18 protein-coding genes are annotated in these 14,667 nt (G+C 67.4%); 13 read left to right on the top strand and 5 right to left on the bottom strand.

Going from position 1 to position 14,667, the window contains the following annotated elements; translation table 11 throughout:
• Nucleotides 1-35: 35 nt before the first annotated feature.
• The 13 genes from nifK to nifM all read left to right on the top strand — a co-directional run bounded on the left by nifK (nt 36) and on the right by nifM (nt 9,173).
• Complete coding sequence (gene nifK, locus DFR40_RS15430) at nt 36-1,604, top strand: nitrogenase molybdenum-iron protein subunit beta (protein ID WP_121459394.1); 1,569 nt, start codon at nt 36-38, stop codon at nt 1,602-1,604.
• An 82-nt stretch (nt 1,605-1,686) separates the two neighbouring features.
• The gene (nifT, locus tag DFR40_RS15435) at nt 1,687-1,911 is read left to right on the top strand and encodes a putative nitrogen fixation protein NifT (protein ID WP_121459395.1); all 225 of its coding nucleotides are present in this window, start codon (nt 1,687-1,689) and stop codon (nt 1,909-1,911) included.
• Between the two features lie 62 nt (nt 1,912-1,973).
• Nucleotides 1,974-2,165, top strand: coding sequence for a ferredoxin family protein (locus DFR40_RS15440; protein ID WP_121459396.1), 192 nt, complete (start codon nt 1,974-1,976; stop codon nt 2,163-2,165).
• A gap of 65 nt (nt 2,166-2,230) precedes the next feature.
• Nucleotides 2,231-2,959 carry a dinitrogenase iron-molybdenum cofactor biosynthesis protein gene (locus DFR40_RS15445; RefSeq protein ID WP_121459397.1) on the top strand — a complete coding sequence of 243 codons (729 nt, stop codon included), beginning with the start codon at nt 2,231-2,233 and terminating at the stop codon, nt 2,957-2,959.
• Nucleotides 2,959-3,222: a DUF6129 family protein gene (locus DFR40_RS15450; protein ID WP_121459398.1), complete on the top strand. Its 264-nt coding sequence runs from the start codon at nt 2,959-2,961 to the stop codon at nt 3,220-3,222. Before DFR40_RS15445 ends, DFR40_RS15450 begins: the two co-directional genes overlap by 1 nt.
• Nucleotides 3,212-3,991 carry a 4Fe4S-binding leucine-rich repeat protein gene (locus DFR40_RS15455; RefSeq protein WP_121459399.1) on the top strand — a complete coding sequence of 260 codons (780 nt, stop codon included), beginning with the start codon at nt 3,212-3,214 and terminating at the stop codon, nt 3,989-3,991. The genes DFR40_RS15450 and DFR40_RS15455 overlap by 11 nt, the downstream gene beginning before the upstream one ends.
• Nucleotides 3,988-4,956, top strand: coding sequence for a hypothetical protein (locus DFR40_RS15460; protein WP_121459400.1), 969 nt, complete (start codon nt 3,988-3,990; stop codon nt 4,954-4,956). Before DFR40_RS15455 ends, DFR40_RS15460 begins: the two co-directional genes overlap by 4 nt.
• 123 nt (nt 4,957-5,079) lie before the next feature.
• Nucleotides 5,080-6,219: a homocitrate synthase gene (nifV, locus tag DFR40_RS15465; RefSeq protein ID WP_121459489.1), complete on the top strand. Its 1,140-nt coding sequence runs from the start codon at nt 5,080-5,082 to the stop codon at nt 6,217-6,219.
• Nucleotides 6,212-6,994: a serine O-acetyltransferase gene (gene cysE, locus DFR40_RS15470; RefSeq protein ID WP_173580523.1), complete on the top strand. Its 783-nt coding sequence runs from the start codon at nt 6,212-6,214 to the stop codon at nt 6,992-6,994. Before nifV ends, cysE begins: the two co-directional genes overlap by 8 nt.
• A gap of 1 nt (nt 6,995) precedes the next feature.
• Nucleotides 6,996-7,538, top strand: a complete 543-nt coding sequence (locus tag DFR40_RS15475) for a hypothetical protein (RefSeq protein WP_121459401.1) — start codon at nt 6,996-6,998, stop codon at nt 7,536-7,538.
• Nucleotides 7,539-7,547: 9 nt separating this feature from the next.
• Nucleotides 7,548-7,889 carry a nitrogenase-stabilizing/protective protein NifW gene (nifW, locus tag DFR40_RS15480; RefSeq protein ID WP_121459402.1) on the top strand — a complete coding sequence of 114 codons (342 nt, stop codon included), beginning with the start codon at nt 7,548-7,550 and terminating at the stop codon, nt 7,887-7,889.
• Entirely contained in the window at nt 7,886-8,344 is a 459-nt protein-coding gene (locus tag DFR40_RS15485; protein WP_121459403.1) for a nitrogen fixation protein NifZ, read from the top strand. Before nifW ends, DFR40_RS15485 begins: the two co-directional genes overlap by 4 nt.
• Before the next feature lie 4 nt (nt 8,345-8,348).
• Nucleotides 8,349-9,173 carry a nitrogen fixation protein NifM gene (gene nifM / locus DFR40_RS15490; RefSeq protein WP_121459404.1) on the top strand — a complete coding sequence of 275 codons (825 nt, stop codon included), beginning with the start codon at nt 8,349-8,351 and terminating at the stop codon, nt 9,171-9,173.
• Between the two features lie 7 nt (nt 9,174-9,180).
• Here the strand turns inward: nifM and DFR40_RS15495 are convergent, their stop codons facing one another.
• The 5 genes from DFR40_RS15495 to DFR40_RS15515 all read right to left on the bottom strand — a co-directional run bounded on the left by DFR40_RS15495 (nt 9,181) and on the right by DFR40_RS15515 (nt 14,667).
• A complete protein-coding gene (locus tag DFR40_RS15495) occupies nt 9,181-10,770 on the bottom strand; it encodes a methyl-accepting chemotaxis protein (protein WP_121459405.1) in 1,590 nt (529 codons plus the stop codon).
• A 123-nt stretch (nt 10,771-10,893) separates the two neighbouring features.
• The gene (locus DFR40_RS15500) at nt 10,894-12,882 is read right to left on the bottom strand and encodes a sensor domain-containing diguanylate cyclase (RefSeq protein WP_121459406.1); all 1,989 of its coding nucleotides are present in this window, start codon (nt 12,880-12,882) and stop codon (nt 10,894-10,896) included.
• Between the two features lie 88 nt (nt 12,883-12,970).
• Nucleotides 12,971-13,663 (bottom strand): cytochrome b/b6 domain-containing protein, encoded by a 693-nt coding sequence (locus DFR40_RS15505; RefSeq protein WP_121459407.1) that lies wholly within the window; start codon nt 13,661-13,663, stop codon nt 12,971-12,973.
• A gap of 75 nt (nt 13,664-13,738) precedes the next feature.
• Nucleotides 13,739-14,191 carry a c-type cytochrome gene (locus tag DFR40_RS15510; protein WP_121459408.1) on the bottom strand — a complete coding sequence of 151 codons (453 nt, stop codon included), beginning with the start codon at nt 14,189-14,191 and terminating at the stop codon, nt 13,739-13,741.
• 158 nt (nt 14,192-14,349) lie between these two features.
• Nucleotides 14,350-14,667 carry a DUF2322 family protein gene (locus tag DFR40_RS15515; RefSeq protein ID WP_121459409.1) on the bottom strand — a complete coding sequence of 106 codons (318 nt, stop codon included), beginning with the start codon at nt 14,665-14,667 and terminating at the stop codon, nt 14,350-14,352.

Below are 14,667 nucleotides of genomic sequence, written 5' to 3' on the forward strand. Positions count from 1 at the left end.
GCCGCGGATGAGCGGTGCCGGCAAGGAGATCGCAAATGCAAACCGCAGACAACATCAAGCCCTGTTACCCGCTGTTCCGCGACGACGACTACAAGAAGAACCTGGCCGAGAAGCGCCAGAACTTCGAGGAAGGTCACGGCCCGGACAAGGTCTTCGAAACCTTCATGTGGTCGACGACCAAGGAATACCAGGACCTCAACTTCCAGCGCGAAGCCCTGACCGTCGATCCGGCCAAGGCCTGCCAGCCGCTCGGCGCCGTGCTGTGCGCCTCGGGCTTCCACAAGACCCTGCCCTACGTGCATGGCTCGCAAGGCTGCGTCGCCTACTTCCGCTCCTACTTCAACCGGCACTTCAAGGAACCGTGCTCCTGCGTTTCCGACTCGATGACCGAAGACGCGGCGGTGTTCGGCGGCCAGAAGAACATGTTCGACGGCCTGGCCAACGCCAAGGCGCTGTACAAGCCGGAGATCATCGCCGTGTCGACCACCTGCATGGCCGAAGTCATCGGCGACGACCTCAACGCCTTCATCAACAACTCGAAGAAGGAAGGTCACATCCCCGACGACTATCCGGTTCCCTTCGCCCATACCCCGTCCTTCGTCGGCTCGCACGTCACCGGCTGGGACAACATGGAAGAAGGCATCCTGCGCTACTTCACGCTGAACGACATGGAAGGCAAGAAGGCCGGCAGCAAGCCGACGGTCAACCTGGTCCCGGGCTTCGAAACCTACCTCGGCAACTACCGCGTGATCAAGCGCATGCTGACCGAGATGGGCGTCGGCTACACCATGCTCTCGGATCCGACCGAAGTCTTCGACACCCCGGCCGACGGTGAATTCCGGATGTACGCCGGCGGCACCACGATAGCCGAGATCAAGGATGCACCGAACGCGATCACGACGATCCTGCTGCAACCGGCCCAGCTGGAAAAGACCAAGAAGTTCGTCGAAGGCACCTGGAACCACGACGTGCCCAAGCTCAACATCCCGATGGGTGTCGAATGGACCGACGAGTTCCTGATGAAGGTCTCCGAGCTGACCGGCAAGCCGATCCCGGCTTCGCTGGAACTCGAACGCGGCCGCTGCATGGACCTCATTTCCGACAGCCATGCCTGGCTGCACGGCAAGAAATTCGCGCTCTACGGCGACCCGGACTTCGTCATGGGCATGGTCAAGGTGCTGCTCGAAGTTGGTGCCGAACCGACCCACATCCTCTCCCACAACGCCAACAAGCGCTGGGGCAAGGCGGTGCAGAAGCTGCTCGACTCCAGCCCGTTCGGCGTCAATGGCAAGGTCTATGTCGGCAACGACCTGTGGCACATGCGCAGCCTGTGCTTCACCGACAAGCCCGACTTCCTGATCGGCAACTCGTACGGCAAGTACATCCAGCGCGACACCCGCTACAAGGGCGAGGAGTTCGAGGTTCCGCTGATCCGCATCGGCTTCCCGATCTTCGACCGTCACCACATGCACCGCGCGACCACGCTCGGCTACGAAGGGATGATGTCGGTGGTCACCCAGCTGACCAACGCCGTCCTCGAGCAGCTCGACAAGGAAACGATCGGCATGGGTACGACCGACTACAACTTCGACCTGGTCCGCTAAGCGCAATGCCGGCGCCCCGCGGTCGGCAACGACCGTCGGGGCACCGGCACGCGGGCGACCCGCCAATCAAGGGAGCAACAGCATGGCCAACATCATGATCCGCCAGGGTGAAAAAGGGCTGACCTTCTATCTCCCGAAGCGCGACCTGGAAGCCTCGATTGAGTCGATCGAGTTCGACAGCCCGGAAAAATGGGGCGGCGAGCTGAAGCTCGACAACGGCGGCTCGTACTACATCGACCCGATCGCGAAGCCGCCGCGCCTGCCGATTTCGCTGCGCGCCAAGCGCCTCGGGGCCGCCGAGGACTGAACCGTACAACCTGCCGCCAAGCCAGCCAAGCGCCAGCGAGCGCGGCCAGAAAGGAGAGCATCATGGCAATGAAGATCGATTCCGACATGTGCACCGCCTGCGGTGACTGCAAGCCGGTCTGTCCGACCAAGTCGATCAGTTCCGGCAAGGTCTTCTACAAGATCGACGCCGCGACCTGCACCGAATGCGAAGGCCACGGCGATTCGCCGCTGTGCGTCGACGCCTGCCCGTCGGGCTGCATCGCCCCGGCCTGAGTCCTGAGCCGAGTGCCGGGGGCCGCCCCCGGCACTCCACTGAAGACCCCAGCCAGGAGCCCAGCATGTCCGAATCGCCCATCGCCTCCCGCGCCGCCGCGCTGCGCATCGCGCTCGCCGCCCGCGCCCTCAACGGCCTCGACGTCCGGGCCTTCGTCGGCGCCCTGCTCGAACACCTGGAAGCGCCGCTCAGCGAAGCCAAGCTGGCCAAGCTGACGGTCGAGGATCTGCGCCAGATCCTGGCCGGCGATTTCGCCGAACAGGGCTGCCACGTCGGCGTCGATGCCGAGCAGCTGAAGGAAGCCGTCCGCCTGCTCTGGGGCGAAGGCGTGCACAGCAACGACTTTCCCGCGGTCGACGCCTACAGCGAGGGCGAAATGCCCGGCTCGGTGCGCGTTGCCGTCGCCGCCAACCGCGGCGAGAACCTCGACGGCCACTTCGGCTCCTGCGACCGTTTCCTGGTCTACCAGGTCGGCCCGCAGGCGATCCGCCTGATCGACGTGCGCAGCACCGTCGAAGCCGACGCCGCCGAGGACAAGAACGCTGCCCGCTCGGCGCTGATCGGCGACTGCCAGATCGTCTACGTCCAGTCGATCGGCGGCCCGGCTGCGGCCAAGGTCGTCCGCGCCGGCGTGCACCCGGTCAAGAAGCCGGCGGGCGGCCCCGCCCGCGAAGCCCTGCTAGAACTGCAGCAGCGCCTGGGCAGCCCACCGCCGTGGCTGGCCCAGATCATGGGCGTGCCGGCCGCCTCGCTGGCCCGTTTCGAAGAACACGTCGCCGCCGGAGACGCCTGATGATCGCCCCCGAACGCCTCTCCGCCATCGCCGCCGCGGCGCGCCAGGCGCCGACCCTGGCTGCGCTGCGCCATAGCTTCGCCGACCTGCATTTCAGCGAATGCAGCGAGGACGACATCTCGCCGCGCTTCCGCCCGGCCGCCGAACTCGCGCAGCACCGGCTCTACCTGATCGCCGGCGCCAACGGCCACTGCCTCGAACTGACCAACGACCCGGCGATCGCCACCGGCATCCTGCTCGCCGCCCGGGCCGATGACGAGTGAGACGGCACAAGCCCAGGCCGGGGTCGGCCGCCTCGGGCTGTGCGCCGGCTGCGCCCACTACCCGGCGCTGCTCGAGGCTGGCCGGTGCACGCCGGGCGACGCCTGCATCCGTGCCCACAGCGGCCGCCAGATCGACCGTTTCCTGCGCCAGAACCGCGAGCAGGCCGACAACTACCTCGCCGACATCTTCTGGGAGCGGCGCGCGATTGCCGCCCGCTATGCGACGGTCGACCGCATTTTTTCGCTAAAAACCGACCCTGACGAAGTCGTCCGCCGCGTTGTCGCCAGCCGTCTGCCGGCCACCCAGCTCGACAGCATGCTCCGCGACCCCGACCGCGAAGTCCGCCTGTCGGTCGCCGCCCGCCTGCCCGAGCAGTTGCTCCATCGCCTGCTCGACGATCCCGACTACCTGATCCGCGCCACCGTCGCCCGACGCCTGCCGCACGGCCAGTTGAGCCGGCTGCTCAAGGATCCGGAGCGCGAGGTGCGCAAGATCGTCGCCAGCCGCCTGCCTTCGTTCGCCCTGCACCGGCTGGCCGACGATCCCGAACCCGAGGTCCGCGCCATCGTCGGCGAACGCGCCCTGCCCGAACTCGCCGCCCGCCTGCTCGACGACAGCGAATGGTGGGTCCGCCTGGCGGCCGTCGGCAGCGCCCCGATCGCCGCGCTGGCCCCGCTTCTCGCCGACCCGGAGGGCGAAGTCCGCGACGCCGTGCGCGCCCGCCTGAACGCAAACACCCCCAGTCCAACCCAGGAAAACCGATCATGAAAACCAGCCAGGCCTGGATCGAATACTGCAAGTCGCTGTCGCCGGCGATCGTCGAAACCTGTGCCCGGACGGCAGTCGCCGCCGGCGGCGCGAGCCTGGCACGGGCGCTCAACCAGGCCCTGCCCGACTGGAATTTCCGCCACGCGCTGGCGCGCGGCGGCTGGTACCGGCTCGGCGGCATCGTCGACGACAGCGGCGCCCGGATCAGCGACAACCTCGAAGCCTGGGTTGAGGATGCCCTCGACGCCTGCGACGGCGACATTCACCAGCTGATCGACGCGCACGCCGGAGAAAACCTCCACGCCACCCGCCTGGTCGGCCAGACGCACTACCTGACCGCGGCCGTCGGCGACGGCTGCGACGATTTCCTGCAACTGGAAATCGAAGACCTGCAGGAAGTCCGCGGCCACCGGCTGTTCGCCAACGAGCCGGCAACGCTCGAGGAACTGGTCGATCCGCGCGGCGGCGGCGACCCACCGCTGCCGCTCGGGCTGCCTTGCTACAAACTGCGCCGGATCCAGCACATCGGCGCCTTCCTCGAGCGGATGCTGGCGCAGAAGCCGGAACCGGCACCGATCCACCGGATGATCGCCGACTGGCGCCAGAGCAGCGCCGGCGCCGCCAGCAGCTACGCCAATCACTGGGTGATCGCCACCCGCGAACACCTCGACCGCTACCACCAGCCGGTCTTCCGCGCCCAGCCGATCGCGACGCTGGCCGGCGATCCGCCGGAATTCGCGGCGCCGCCGGGAACCAGCGGTCTCCCGCTGCAGGAAGCCCTGAACCGCTTCGACCGTGCCGTCGGCTACCCGCTCGCCTGGTATTTCCACATGCTGACGACCAAGGCGGTACCGCACTGGGTCGCCCAGGCCACCGTCGAGGATGCGCTGGCCGGCTTCGCCTACCTGCCGCAACGCGACGTGGACGTCATCCGCCACTGGCTGCACCAGCCCTACGCCGTTTGAAGCCGCTTGTCGCAAACCCGACAAGTGCTCGCCACGACCAGGCACCAGGAACAGACATCGCTTTAAAATCAATGAATTAAAACCTGGCACCCACCTTGCTAAATGAACTACAAGGAGATTGCCATGAGCCAGCCGACCTTCGTCACGATCAACGACACCACCCTGCGCGACGGCGAGCAGTCGGCCGGGGTCGCCTTCTCGCTGGCCGAGAAGCTGGAGATCGCGCGCCGGCTCGACGCCGCCGGCGTACCCGAACTCGAAGTGGGGATTCCCGCGATGGGCGACGAAGAGCGCGACTCGATCCGCGCCGTCGCCAGCCTCGGGCTACGTGCCCGGCTGATGGTGTGGAGCCGGATGCATGCGCAGGACATCGCCGCCTGCGCCAACCTCGGCGCCCACCTGATCGACATCTCGGTGCCCGCCTCCGACCAGCACCTGGCCTACAAGCTGAAGCAGGACCGCGCCTGGCTGCTGCGCCAGCTGCCGCGCTACGTGGCGATGGCGCTCGACCTCGGCCTCGAGGTCGGCGTCGGTTGCGAGGATGCCTCGCGCGCCGACCCCGACTTCCTGTGCGCCCTGGCCGCCTGTGCCGAAGGTGCCGGCGCCCGCCGGCTGCGCTTTGCCGATACCCTCGGCATCCTCGAACCATTCACCACCTACGACCGGATCGCCCGCCTGCGCGCGGCGACCGGGCTCGAGATCGAGATGCACGCCCACGACGACCTCGGCCTGGCCACTGCCAACACCCTGGCTGCCTGCAAGGCCGGTGCGACCCACGCCAACACCACGGTCAACGGCCTCGGCGAACGTGCCGGCAACGCGCCGCTCGAAGAAGTCGTGCTCGGCCTGAACAAGCTGCACGCGATCGCCACCGGCGTCGAACTGCGCGATTTCCCGGCGCTCTCGGCCACCGTCGCCCATGCGTCGGGCCGCGCCGTCCCCTGGCAGAAGAGCGTCGTCGGCGCCGGCGCGTTCACCCACGAGGCCGGCATCCACGTCGATGGCCTGCTCAAGCATCCCGACAACTACCAGGGCTTCGACCCGCGCGAGGTCGGCCAGGCGCACCGCATCGTCCTCGGCAAGCATTCGGGCACACGCGCCGTCCAGCTGGTCTACCACGAACTCGGCGTCGAACTCGATGCCGGCACCGCCCAGTCGCTGCTCGAAGGCGTGCGCGCCTTCGTCGCCGCCCGCAAGCATCCGCCGGAGGCCGCCGACCTGCTCGGCCTCCTGGCTTCTTCCAGGAGCCCGCTCCATGTCTGAAGCGATGACCATGACCGCCAGCCGCCCCGCCGCCCCCGGCCTCCTTGCCATGCTCGGCGAAGACCTCGCCTGCGTCTTCGAACGCGACCCGGCCGCCCGTTCCCGCCTCGAGGTCCTGACCACCTATCCCGGCGTCCATGCCCTGCTCGTGCATCGCCTGGCGCACCGGCTGTGGCAGCGCGGCTGGCGCTACGCCGCCCGCTTCCTGTCCTTCCTCGGGCGCATGCTGAGCAATGTCGACATCCACCCCGGCGCCAGCATCGGCCGCCGCTTCTTCATCGACCACGGCGCCGGCGTCGTCATCGGCGAAACGGCCGAGATCGGCGACGACGTCACCCTCTACCACGGCGTCACCCTCGGCGGCACCTCGTGGAACAAGGGCAAACGCCATCCGACGCTGGCCGACGGCGTGGTCGTCGGCGCCGGTGCCAAGATCCTCGGCCCGATCACCGTCGGCGAGCGCGTCCGCGTCGGTGCCAACTCGGTGGTGGTCAAGGACGTTCCCGCCGACCGCACCGTTGTCGGCATTCCCGGACGCATCGTCGATACCCGCGGCATCCGCCCGGCCCCCCAGGGCATCAACCTCGACCACAACCTGCTGCCCGATCCGGTCGCCCGCTCGATCGCCTGCCTGATCGAGCGCATCGAATCGCTCGAGGGCGAGCTGGCGGCGCTGCGCCAGCAGCCGGCGCCGGCCCACGGCGAGGACTGCCGGACCTGCTCGGCCGGCGACCTCTGCTGCGACAGCGACAGCATGCACGAGGCGGTACGCTGACATGGACCTGCTCGACTTCAACGACTGCAAGCTCTACTTCGAGGACCCGCTGCCGGCCGCTGCCGAGGCGCTGCTGGCGCTGGCCGCGCGCGAGTACGGCGAGCCTTCGGCCGAACTGGCGCTGCTGCGCGCCCACCTGCTGGCCCCGGACAACCTGACGGTGCTGGTCGGCCTCTATCGCTACTACTTCTACCAGCACCGGCTGGAAGACGCGCTTCAGGTCGCCGAACGGGCGCTCGCCCTGTCCGGCCGCCAGCTCGGCCTGCCCGACGACTGGAACCAGCTCGACGAGAACCGCCTCGGCCCGGCCGCGGCGAATTCCTTCGGCCTGCTGCGCTTCCATCTGCTGGCGCTGAAGGCGGCCAGCGTCGTCCTCCTGCGCCTCGGCCGGATCGCCGCTTCGCGCGCCCGCCTGATCAAGCTGGCGGCGCTCGACAGCCGCGACCAGCTCGGCGCCGGCAAGCTGCTCGAAGTCGTCGACGAATTTCGCGGTCGCGAAGCGGCGACCGCAACATTTCCCGAATCAACCCTTGCGCCCGCCTGAGGAGGCATCATGGAAGACACCCTGACCCTGGCCGAAGCCCTGGAAGACCTGGTTTCCGCCGAAGATTTCCTCGACTACTTCGCCGTCCCGTACGAGCCGGCGGTGGTGCACGTCAACCGCCTGCACATCCTGCAGCGCTTCCACGACTACCTCGCCAAGCAGGCCCCCAACCTGCCGCCGGACGAGGAACAGCAGCGCGGCATCTACCGCCTGTGGCTGGAGCGCGCCTACCTGGATTTCGTCCATTCCGACTCGTTGACCGAGAAAGTCTTCGCCGTCTTCCAGAACCAGGCCCGGCCGGAGGGCGGCTTCAGCTCCTTCGTCTCGCTCGACAAGGTCTTCCGCCAATGATCAACGCCAAGTGGGAATACGGCGAGGCGGTGCGCCTGGTGCGCAACGTCCGCAACGACGGGACCTATCCCGGCCTCGACCCGGGCGCGCCGCTGGTCCGCCGCGGCAGCATCGGCTACGTCGTCGATGTCGGCACCTTCCTGCAGGACCAGATCATCTACTCGGTCAATTTCCTCGACGAGGGCAAGATCGTCGGCTGCCGCGAGGAAGAGCTGATCGGTGGCGACGAACCCTGGACGCCGTCGCGCTTCGAGTTCCGCGACAAGGTCCGCGCCGCCCGCCAGCTGGCCGTCGGCGGCGAGGTGCTGGTGCCGCTCGGGGCCATCGGCGAGGTGATCAGGGTGATTCGCGACGCGCCCGGCGGCGTCGCCTACCACATCCATTTCGACAGCCTGCCGGGGCGCCTGCTGCAGATTCCGGAAGACATCCTGGACGTCGGCGGGCCGCTGGAGTGAAACCATGGAACACGCCTACCTCGAACTGAAACTGGCCTGGGAACTCTTCCAGAAGGCCCCGGAAACGCTCAGCGCCCCGGAACGCACCCGGCTCAGCCAGGTCGCCGCCCGCCAGGACGGCATCGAACAGCGCATCCTGGCCAGCACCGCGGCAACCAACGTGGTCGTCCCCGAGCCGACCCTGCGCACCCGCCTCGACGAGATCCGCCAACGCTACCCGGACACCGAGGCCTACGTTCAGGACCTCGCCCGCATCGGCCTCGACGAAGCCGGCCTGGCCGCTGCCGTCGAACGCGACCTGCGCGTCGAAGCCGTGCTCGACCGCGTCGCCGCCCAGGCCGAGCCGGTCAGCCGCGTCGATGCCGAGATCTACTACCGCCTGCACCCGGATGCCTTCGACCGGCCCGAAGCCCGCCTGCTCAGCCACATCCTGATCACCTACGAAACCCCGCAGCAGGCGGCCGACGCCCGCCGCCTGCTTGAAAATCTGCGATTGACGGCGGTCGACCGTGAACGTTTCGGCGCCGCCGCGCTGCGTCACTCGCATTGTCCGACCGCGCTCGAAAACGGCCGCCTGGGCACGGTCCGCCGCCAGCAGCTGTATCCGCAGCTGGAGGCCGCCGCCTTCGCGCTGGCCGAGGGCGAGATCAGTGCCGTCGTCGAATCCGAGATCGGCCTGCACATCATCCGCTGCGAGACGATCCTGGTCAGCGGCCCGATGCCCTTCGACGAAGTCTGCGCGAAGATCGTCGAACGCCTCACCGGCAAGCGCCGCCAGGAAATCCAGAAGCAGTGGATACGCCAGCTGGGCGTCGCCCGCGACAGCTGAGCGCCGCTTAGCCGGCGATCGACTGCTCGAGGTGACGGACCAGCAGGCGCAGTTCACCGGCGGTATGGTTGAGTTGCCGGGCGGCATCGCCGACGCCGGCGATGCTGTTGCTGCTGCTGTCGATCGAGACGGTGAAGCCTTCCAGCGCGATGGCGATTTCATGCGATGCCGACGACTGCTGCTCGAGCATCGAGGCAATCTCCCGCGCAAAATGCGCCGCCCGGGTGCTCGCGTCGTGGATCTGGCGCAGGCGATCGCCGCTGCCGTCGAAACTGCCGCGCGTCCGTGCCACCTGCTCGACCGCCTTGTGCATGGCATCGACGGCCAGCTCCGACTGGCGCGATATCTCCGAGACGAGCTTGCCGATATCGAGCGTGCTGTTCGCCGTCCGTTCGGCCAGCGTCCGCACCTCGTCGGCAACGACCGCGAAACCGCGCCCGGTATCGCCGGCCCGCGCTGCTTCGATGGCGGCGTTCAGGGCCAGCAGGTTGGTCTGGTCGGCGATATCCTTGATGATCTGGGAAACCCCGCTGATCTGGCGGATCGACGCCGCCACCTCTTCCAGGCGCCGGCGCGATTCCTCGACCGTATTGACCGCCTCGCCGCTCAGCGTCGCCCCCGCCTCGACACTGTCGATGCCCGACACCGCCTGGGTTTCGGTCTGACCGGCAGCGTCCAGCGACGACTGGGTATTGCCGGAAATCTCGTTGATCGAGACGCTCATCTGCTCCATCGCGGCGGCAATCTGCATGATCCGTTCGCGTTGCACCTGCGCTTCCTGCGCCAGCGCCGCCATCGATTGCTCCAGGTTTTCCGCGCCGCTATCGACGTCGCGGGTCGACACCAGGACATCGGCGAACATCGCCCGCAGGTGGATGCGGGTCGCTTCCAGTTGCCCGGCGATCGCCGGCAGGCCGCCGCCCAGCGATATCCGCTGGTCGAGGCGGCCTTCGTCGATCTGCAGCAGGGCCTCGGAAACCCGGCCCAGTGGCCGGAACAAGGCCAGTTCGAGACGCCCGCCGAGGACCACCGCCAGCACCGCCACGGCGCCCCCGAGCAGTGCCGGGATGCCGCCGGCCAGGACGGCGACAACACCGCCGACCACGGCGATCGCACCGCAGAGGCCGAAGACGCCGCTGCGCAGCCGGCTCAGCGGACTCGGCGACGGCGTCGCCGGAAAGCGGGCACGGCCGGCGCGCACCGCCGCGTACAGGGTTTCCGTCGCCTCGACATCGGCACGTGCCGGCGTGCTGCGCACCGACATGTAGCCGACGATCCGGCCATTTTCCGTCAGCGGCGTGACGAAGGCCTCGACCCAGTAGTAGTCGCCATCCTTGGTCCGGTTCTTGACCAGCCCGCGCCAGGGGTTGCCCTGCTTGATGACCCGCCAGAGATCGGCAAAAGCCTCTTTCGGCATGTCCGGGTGGCGAACGATGTTGTGGTGCGAGCCGACCAGTTCCTCGCGGGTGAATCCGCTGATGCGGACGAAGGAATCGTTGGCGTAGGTGATACGCCCTTCGAGATTGGTCTTGGTGACGATCGGTTTCCCCGCTTCGAGGAAACACTCCTTGCCGCTGCCACTTGCCTGCGCTTGCATGACGCCTCCTTCGTGAAAAGAAGCCGATCTCCGTATTTGTACTATTTTTATCAGTTATGCAAAAATACCCAAGTCATACCGGCGATGCAAGCGGAATCTTGAACCTGCCGGCAAAACAGCGACTTAGCAGAAATCGCAGACAACCCGGTTGCGACCGGCCTGCTTGGCCCGATAGAGCGCGCGGTCGGCGCGCAGCAGCGGCTGGTCGCCGGAGACGTCGCCAGCCTGGAACAGCGTCACGCCGATGCTGACGGTGATCGCGACCGGCCCGGCGGCGGTCGGCGCCGGCTGGCTTTCGACCAGCTGGCGCAGGCGCTCGGCGGCGGCACGGGCATCGGCGGCGTTGCAGTCGGGCAGGAGCACGGCAAACTCCTCGCCACCGACCCGCCCGGGCAGGTCGATGCGGCGCAGCGAATGGCGCAGCGTCTCGGCGAAATGGCCGAGCACCTCGTCGCCGATCGCGTGCCCCCAGGTGTCGTTGACCCGCTTGAAGAAGTCGAGGTCGACCATGAGCAGCGCCGCCTGGTGCGAATTGCGCTGCCAGCGCTGGATCTCGGCGTTGAGCTGCTCGATGAAATGGCGCCGGTTGGCCAGCCCGGTCAGGGTGTCGGTGCGCGCCAGATGGGTCAGCGCCGCTTCCTTTTCCTTGAGCTCGCTGATGTCGCGGAAGACGATCACGGCCCCGTTGCAATCGCTGCCCTCACGGATCGGCGTCACCGTCATCTGTACCGGGAAGACGCTGCCATCGCTGCGCACCAGCCAGTCCTCGCAAACGTGCGGCTGGCAGTCGTCGAGGGTACGGGCGATCGGGCAGTTGGCCAGCGCGCAGACCTCGCCGCCGGCAGTGCGCTGGTGGATCAGCGCGTGCATGTTGCGGCCGACCACTGCTTCCGGTTCGTAGCCGAGCATCTTCTGCGCCGCCGGGTTGATGAAGGTTGTCACGTGCTTGCGGTCGACGCCGAAAATCCCTTCGCCGGCAGTCATCAGGAGCACCTCGTTCTGGTGCAACAAAGCACCGACACGTGCCGTCTGCTCGGTCAGTTGGTGGCGCCACTCGCGGCGTAGCGCGCGCACCAGGAAGAGGACCAGCAGTTGCGTTACCAGATAGGCAACCAGCAGGTTGATCGCGCCTTCACGCTTGTAACGGCCTGCGGCGGCGATGGCCGTGCCGACATCCTGCCAGATCAGCACCGAGCCGACCGGCGGCCGCGCCGGCTCGGCCAGGCCGGCGTAATCGCGCAGCGGAAAGCGGATCAGCTGGAAAGTCGTCTCGCCGTGCCGGACCAGGTCGGCACGGGCGATGCCGGCGTAGGGCGGCAACGCCTCGCCGGCCATCCACTCGGCGAGTTCGCCGCGCGACGCGGCGAGCAGGTAGCAGCAGGCATCGGCACGGGCGCTGGCGGCCGGCGGCCGGTAGCTCTCCCACATCGCCGCGGTCACCGCCGCCGGTTCGAGGAGGACGCCGAAGCCGACGCCGGTACGCTCGCTGAGGCGCTGGATGTAGCCGTCGAAAGCGATCCCGGTTTCGACGATGGCGAGCAGTTCGGGCGCATCGCCGGGGCGAACCAGGGTATCGAAAACCGGCGCCGCACCGCGGATGCCGGCGAAGGTGCGGCCGGTTTCGAAACCGCTGCGCGGCTGGCGCGAGCGCTCGACGTCGGCCGGCATCCGGCGCAGCTCGTCGAGCCGGTCGCCGTGCTCGGCCGGGGCATGAAAGCGCAGGAAGGAAATCGAGCCAGGCAGCACGAACTGCATCTGGCGGACGCCGAGCTCGCGCTGCAGGTAGCCCCAGGCGCGATAGAGGTGGAGGTAGAGCTGCTGGCGCCGCAGCGCCGCCCGTTCGCCGCCGCTGCCCTGCTCGTCGACCGCGGCGGCGGCTGACTTGAGCAGCGCCGCCGCCTGCGGATCGGCGGCGATCATCCCGGCCAGCGCCATCATCTGCTGCTGCAGCTCGCCCTGCGACACCTCGTAGGCAGTCTGCAAGCGCTGCGCCTCGCCGGCCAGCGTGTCGGCCAGCCGCCGCTCGGCCAGCCGCGCGCCGAATAGCGCCACCCCGGCAAAGATCGCCATCAGCAAGGTACTGACCAGCACGACGAGGCTGCGATAGGACATGGCGGACCTTATCTACAGGGTGGCATTTTCCTCATTTCATTATAAGCCTCTGTCTTTATTGGAGAAGCTGTCAATTATTCGGAAAAATTCACCACGCCGGCGTCGTCACGGCCGGTGGTGGTGGCGGCGGTTCCGGCAACCAGGCCCCGCTGGCCGCGTAAACCGCGGCCGCGGCCAGTGCCAGGGCCACCAGCAGCGCCACCAGGCCGCCGCCGCGCGCCGGCTCGCCGCCGCCTTCCTTCCAGCCGCGGACCATCGGCTTGACCAGGTTGTCCTTCTTGACGTGGGCGTAGAACATGATCGCCGCCAGGTGAAGGACGACGAGCACGATCAGCACGTTGACCGCGAGCCGGTGCCAGCTCGTCGCCAGGTTGCTGAAATCGCGCCCGACCAGGTCGTGCAGCGGACCGGCAAAGGCGATGTCGTCGTTGGCCACCAGCCCGGTCAGCAATTGCACGGTCAACACCCCGATCAGGGCAAAAACCGAAAGCGCACCGAGCGGATTGTGGCCGAGCCCGCGCCATTCGCCGCGCAGGTAGGCGGCAATCCGCCCGGGCGTCGGGAAGAAGGTGGCGAAGCGCGCGTAGGTCGAGCCGAGCACGCCCCAGACCAGACGGAAAACGATCAGGCCGGCGACCACCAGGCCGATCCGGCCGTGCCAGTCGATCAGGTTGCCGCCGACCTTGCCGGTGACGACCAGGCCGATGACGGCGAGCGCCAGCAGCCAGTGGAACAAGCGCGTCGGCAAGTCCCAGACGAGTGTCCTGTTATTGCTGTTCATCCGATTACCTCGTTGTGTGAATGCAAAGGGCGCCCTGCGGCGCCCCCTGGTCGATGCCTGCGCGAACGCGGCAGCTTACTTGTTGCGGTAGTCGTCGTGGCAGGACTTGCAGGTGCCGCCGAGCTTGCCGAAGGCGTTCTTGACCGCGCCGGCGTCGCCGGTGGCGGCAACCTTGGCCAGTTCGTTGGCGGCCTGGTTGAAGTCGCCGGCGATCTTGCCGACCTTGGCGCCGTCGGTGAACAGCTCCGGCTTGACGCGGGTGTCGACCCAGCCCTTGCCCTTGTCGCTGCCCGGCACGTAGAGCGCGCCCATGCCGGAATTGGCGATCGCCTGGATGACGTTGGCGGCCTTGATCACTTCGTCCTTGTTGTAGGTGCCTTCGACGTTGGCCTTGATCCGGGCCATGCTCCAGCCCATCGTCGCGTAGGCCGACTGGCGCCACTTGATCGCATCTTCGGTCTTGACCTGGGCGTGTGCGGTGGCCGTCAGCGCGGTTGCGAGCAGGGCCAGCATAAGTTTGTTCTTCATCGTGTTTCTCCGTTGTGTTTGAAGGAAATTGAGCGTTTGTCCTGTACCGGACCTCCCCCCTCGATCACCCGCGAAAAATTATAGCTTTCTTATATGGCATGGCCGCGACCGTCCGCTGACCGATATTCACCCTAACGATGAACAAAATCGAACGATAGTCAAACGGCAAATACGTGCTTGGCGCGCAACGCCGGCGCACCGGCCTCGATCTGCAGCAGGCGGGCGATGTTCGGATGCTTGCCGGGATTGGCGCGCTCATCCTCGCTGTGTTCGGCGAAGATCTCGATGCCTTTCCTCGCGGCTTCGCCGTTGATCGAGCCATAGGTCTGGGCGAGGTGGTTGTAGACCGCCAGCGAGCCCTGGCTGCCGGGTTTGTTCTCGATCGTGGCGACGACCTTGCCGTCGGCATCGAGCAGGTTGATGGCGGCGAGATGCGAGATGCCGGGAAGTTTTTTCAGGTTTTCAGCGAAGGACAT

Origin of the sequence: Azonexus fungiphilus (genome assembly GCF_003634965.1) — a bacterium.
In the GTDB taxonomy this organism is placed as follows: Bacteria; Pseudomonadota; Gammaproteobacteria; order Burkholderiales; family Rhodocyclaceae; genus Azonexus; species Azonexus fungiphilus.

What these genes read in the sequence shown, in the direction of transcription:
- nifK (WP_121459394.1), top strand. Translation starts at nt 36, where the DNA reads ATGCAAACCGCAGACAACATCAAGCCCTGTTACCCGCTGTTCCGCGAC.
- nifT (WP_121459395.1), top strand. Translation starts at nt 1,687, where the DNA reads ATGGCCAACATCATGATCCGCCAGGGTGAAAAAGGGCTGACCTTCTAT.
- DFR40_RS15440 (WP_121459396.1), top strand. Translation starts at nt 1,974, where the DNA reads ATGGCAATGAAGATCGATTCCGACATGTGCACCGCCTGCGGTGACTGC.
- DFR40_RS15445 (WP_121459397.1), top strand. Translation starts at nt 2,231, where the DNA reads ATGTCCGAATCGCCCATCGCCTCCCGCGCCGCCGCGCTGCGCATCGCG.
- DFR40_RS15450 (WP_121459398.1), top strand. Translation starts at nt 2,959, where the DNA reads ATGATCGCCCCCGAACGCCTCTCCGCCATCGCCGCCGCGGCGCGCCAG.
- DFR40_RS15455 (WP_121459399.1), top strand. Translation starts at nt 3,212, where the DNA reads ATGACGAGTGAGACGGCACAAGCCCAGGCCGGGGTCGGCCGCCTCGGG.
- DFR40_RS15460 (WP_121459400.1), top strand. Translation starts at nt 3,988, where the DNA reads ATGAAAACCAGCCAGGCCTGGATCGAATACTGCAAGTCGCTGTCGCCG.
- nifV (WP_121459489.1), top strand. Translation starts at nt 5,080, where the DNA reads ATGAGCCAGCCGACCTTCGTCACGATCAACGACACCACCCTGCGCGAC.
- cysE (WP_173580523.1), top strand. Translation starts at nt 6,212, where the DNA reads ATGTCTGAAGCGATGACCATGACCGCCAGCCGCCCCGCCGCCCCCGGC.
- DFR40_RS15475 (WP_121459401.1), top strand. Translation starts at nt 6,996, where the DNA reads ATGGACCTGCTCGACTTCAACGACTGCAAGCTCTACTTCGAGGACCCG.
- nifW (WP_121459402.1), top strand. Translation starts at nt 7,548, where the DNA reads ATGGAAGACACCCTGACCCTGGCCGAAGCCCTGGAAGACCTGGTTTCC.
- DFR40_RS15485 (WP_121459403.1), top strand. Translation starts at nt 7,886, where the DNA reads ATGATCAACGCCAAGTGGGAATACGGCGAGGCGGTGCGCCTGGTGCGC.
- nifM (WP_121459404.1), top strand. Translation starts at nt 8,349, where the DNA reads ATGGAACACGCCTACCTCGAACTGAAACTGGCCTGGGAACTCTTCCAG.
- DFR40_RS15495 (WP_121459405.1), bottom strand. Translation starts at nt 10,770, where the DNA reads ATGCAAGCGCAGGCAAGTGGCAGCGGCAAGGAGTGTTTCCTCGAAGCG.
- DFR40_RS15500 (WP_121459406.1), bottom strand. Translation starts at nt 12,882, where the DNA reads ATGTCCTATCGCAGCCTCGTCGTGCTGGTCAGTACCTTGCTGATGGCG.
- DFR40_RS15505 (WP_121459407.1), bottom strand. Translation starts at nt 13,663, where the DNA reads ATGAACAGCAATAACAGGACACTCGTCTGGGACTTGCCGACGCGCTTG.
- DFR40_RS15510 (WP_121459408.1), bottom strand. Translation starts at nt 14,191, where the DNA reads ATGAAGAACAAACTTATGCTGGCCCTGCTCGCAACCGCGCTGACGGCC.
- DFR40_RS15515 (WP_121459409.1), bottom strand. Translation starts at nt 14,667, where the DNA reads ATGTCCTTCGCTGAAAACCTGAAAAAACTTCCCGGCATCTCGCATCTC.